Source organism: Thiocapsa sp. UBA6158 (genome assembly GCF_002423035.1).
GTDB lineage: Bacteria > Pseudomonadota > Gammaproteobacteria > Chromatiales > Chromatiaceae > Thiocapsa.
The window spans coordinates 1-3091 of record NZ_DIUM01000013.1; the positions used below are offsets into that span (position 1 = coordinate 1).

At 62.9% G+C, this 3091-nt stretch carries 3 protein-coding genes; 1 reads left to right on the forward strand and 2 read right to left on the reverse strand.

Annotated elements, in window-relative coordinates; genetic code table 11:
* Nucleotides 1-494 (reverse strand): sulfatase-like hydrolase/transferase (locus B4N44_RS02125; protein WP_296696445.1); only part of this gene is annotated, 494 nt, incomplete at its 3' end.
* A 108-nt stretch (nt 495-602) separates the two neighbouring features.
* A complete protein-coding gene (locus tag B4N44_RS02130; protein WP_296696446.1) occupies nt 603-2390 on the reverse strand; it encodes a mechanosensitive ion channel family protein in 1788 nt (595 codons plus the stop codon).
* 331 nt (nt 2391-2721) lie between these two features.
* Between B4N44_RS02130 and B4N44_RS02135 the strand changes: the two genes are divergently transcribed.
* Nucleotides 2722-3091, forward strand: a 370-nt coding sequence (locus tag B4N44_RS02135; protein WP_296696448.1) for a radical SAM protein, incomplete at its 3' end; no start/stop codon positions are given.

Sequence of the window (3091 nt, forward strand, 5' to 3'; positions counted from 1 at the left end):
GCGATCATGCCGTCGTGCAGGTAGCCGCCCTGGGTGTGCGCGATGATGTCGCCGACGCCGAGGTAGTCGGAAAAGCCGTAGGCCTCCATCTCCTTGGTGAAGATCTTCTGCGGCGCTGCCAGCGTGTTGTCGGTCTCGAACTCGCGCGTCAGGTGCCACTTGCCCTTGTAGGCGGTGTAGTAGCCGGCCTCGCGCATCATGTGCCCGACCGTCTTGATGTCGGTGGACATGCTGCTCATCCACGGGAAGTTCGTGTTGTCGAACATCTTCGTCTGCTGGATGTGGCGGCCGGTGTAAATCACCGAGCGCGAGGAGGTGCACACGCAGGAGTTGATGCGGTGGTTCTCGAAGACCACGCCGCGCTGAGCCAGGCGCTCGCGTGCCGGGAGCGTGTAGCCGGCTGGCAGTTCGTCAGGGCGGAAGTAACGCTCCTGATCGGTGAGGATGAACATGATGTTGTACGGTACGCCTGCTGATTGCTCGCCGCTGCTCATGACACACGCCTCCTTGATGATCTGTCGCGACATCTTAGGCGAAGCGCCCTGAGCCTGACGATTGGACCAAGGTCTAATGCTGGCGCTGACTGCCGCCTGGGCACCCTGTCACCCGGCGCGGGCCGCGGCGTGATCCGCGGGCCTGTCTTCCTCTGCGAAGCGGATGAGACGTGTCGGGAACGCAAAGCTGACGCCGAGCCGGTCGGCGCACTCCAGGATGCGCATCAGGATGTCTTCACGCTGCTGGAGTTCGGTCGATCTGTCGGGTACGTCGAGAAAGAAGGAGAGCAGGACGTCGAGGCTGGACTCGCCGAAATCGTGCAGCACGACGTGGTAAGTGCCTTTCAAGGTTGCGGGGTGGGTTTCGATGAGACCGCGAACGGCCTCGATGAACTGCGACAACCGGGCCGGTGGGGTGTCGTAGCTAAGTGCGAGCGTGGTCTTGACCTGGCGGTATCTGCGTTCCCCCATGTTGTCCACCGTGGACTCGAGGATCGTGCTGGAGGGCACGGTGACCAGGGAGTCGTAGAAGGTACGCAGGCGCATGCTGCGAAAGCCGATATCTTCGACCGTGCCCTCGATGTCGCCGACCCGGATCCAGTGGCCGACCCGGAAGGGTTTCTCGATCATGACGATGAAGGCGCCCATCACGTTGGCGAGGCTTTCCCGGGCGGCCAGGGCGACGGCGACACCGCCGATACCAAGGCCGGTCAGCACGGAATACGCCGGCAATCCGAGCCGGCTTGCGCCCTCGATGATGATGCCCAGCGCGACGAACACGGCGATCAGGCGCAGCGTCAGCCGGACGAGCTGGCCATCGATGCTGCGGGTATTCAGCCGGCCGGATCCAATGATCGTCTCCGCGATTGCCTGCGCGGCGGACCATGTAACCCAGACCATCGCGATATAGGACAGCAGCGAGTAAAAACTGATCAAGGGAACGTAAACCGGTGCGCTGAAGCGCAGCACCTCGGTGGTCGTCGTATGCAGGACGAGGACGATGAGGGCGAGTGCAACCGGGGTCATGAGACTCCCCCAGGGTGCCAGTGTGGGTGCGATCTTCTTTGTCTTGCTCAAGGTTTCCGAAACCCGACGCACCAGTCGCAGCGCTGTCAGTCCGATGATCGTGAGCACGGCGAGTGCCAGCCAGCGCCATGCAGGCTGATTGAGCCAGATGGCCTCGAGTGGAGCTGGGAGTGCCAGCAGCCAGCGTAGCGGAATGACGGGGGCCAGGCCGAGGGGGGCGTAGGTGTAGAGATTCAACACCTTGTCGCTGATGGCGGCAGGTCCTCTCAGCTGTTCTCCGCCGGAGGGTTCCAGTTGTTCGTACCACTCGGGCAGCCGGCGAATGGTGCTCGCGGTGAATAGCCATTCCCCTTCGCGTGGGCCTTCGCCCATGCGGCGGATCTCGATCATCGTGCCGGGGATACGCCAACGGTCCTTGTCCATGGCCACCAGGACTTCCTCGCCCGGGATCGACTCGAGCGGCGGCATCTCCAGTCGTGCGATCAGGGCGCGCAGTGTCAGCAGCATCCGGGCATCGAACTCCAGTGAGCGGGTCGCTTGAGGCAGGCTGTCGACGTCCATCAAGTGCGCAGCCGTCTGAGCCATCTCCCTGCCCAGGGTCATTGCCCGGTACTCCTCGCTGGACGGATAGAGCCGGTCGGACGCGAGATAAGCGTCCAGCGTCTTGCTCAGGAGGCGCTGGATCTCCTCGGTTCGTTCGTACAGATCGGCAATGGTCTCGCGCGGTCCTGCCGTGTTCACCGGCTTCATGGGGCTGAAGCTTGCCGCCGATGAAGGCGAAGCGGGCGTCGCGCCGGAAAGCGGGGCGATTCCCCACGCCAGGAAGAGGCTCAACAGGCCGGACAAGAATAGGCGGCGTCGCGTGACCAACTCGCTCTCCCTCAAAAGGATGTGGCGCTCGCGTTCTGCAAAGTGGGACAGGGCGCAGTGTGCTGTGAATTTGCTCCAATATTCTTGGGCTCATCAGACCGACCGGCAATTGGACCAAGGTCCCATCATGGTTCGGTGACGCCCGCGGTATCCGCGCAGTTCAGGGGGTCTCCATCCAGGCGCCCCGGAACTAAGGCCAAAGTCCAATACGCTCTTGCGGGAGGGCAGGGTAGGGTTGGCGTCGTGGGCATCGCCGGGTGTTCCCGTCAGGAAACCCGTCGTGCGCGCCGCTCGAAGATGATGATCGCCCGCCAGGCGAAGGAACGCTTACATGCAATCGAACCTGTCCCAGTATCACCTGCTGGCCAAGCCCGCCGGCGCCGCGTGCAACCTGGGGTGCCAGTACTGCTTTTTCCTGTCGAAGGAGAATCTGTACCAGGGTGACAGCCACCTCATGGACGAAATCACGCTCGACACCTATATCCGGCAGTTGATGGAGTCCTCGCTCGGGCCGCAGGTCGACGTCGCATGGCAGGGCGGCGAGCCGATGCTGCGCGGGCTGGATTTCTACAAGCGCTCGGTGGAGCTTGCCGCGCGTTACCGGAAGCCTCATCAGCAGATCCTCCACACCATCCAGACCAACGGCACGCTGATCGACGACGAGTGGGCGCGCTTCTTCAAGCAGCACAACTATCTGGTCG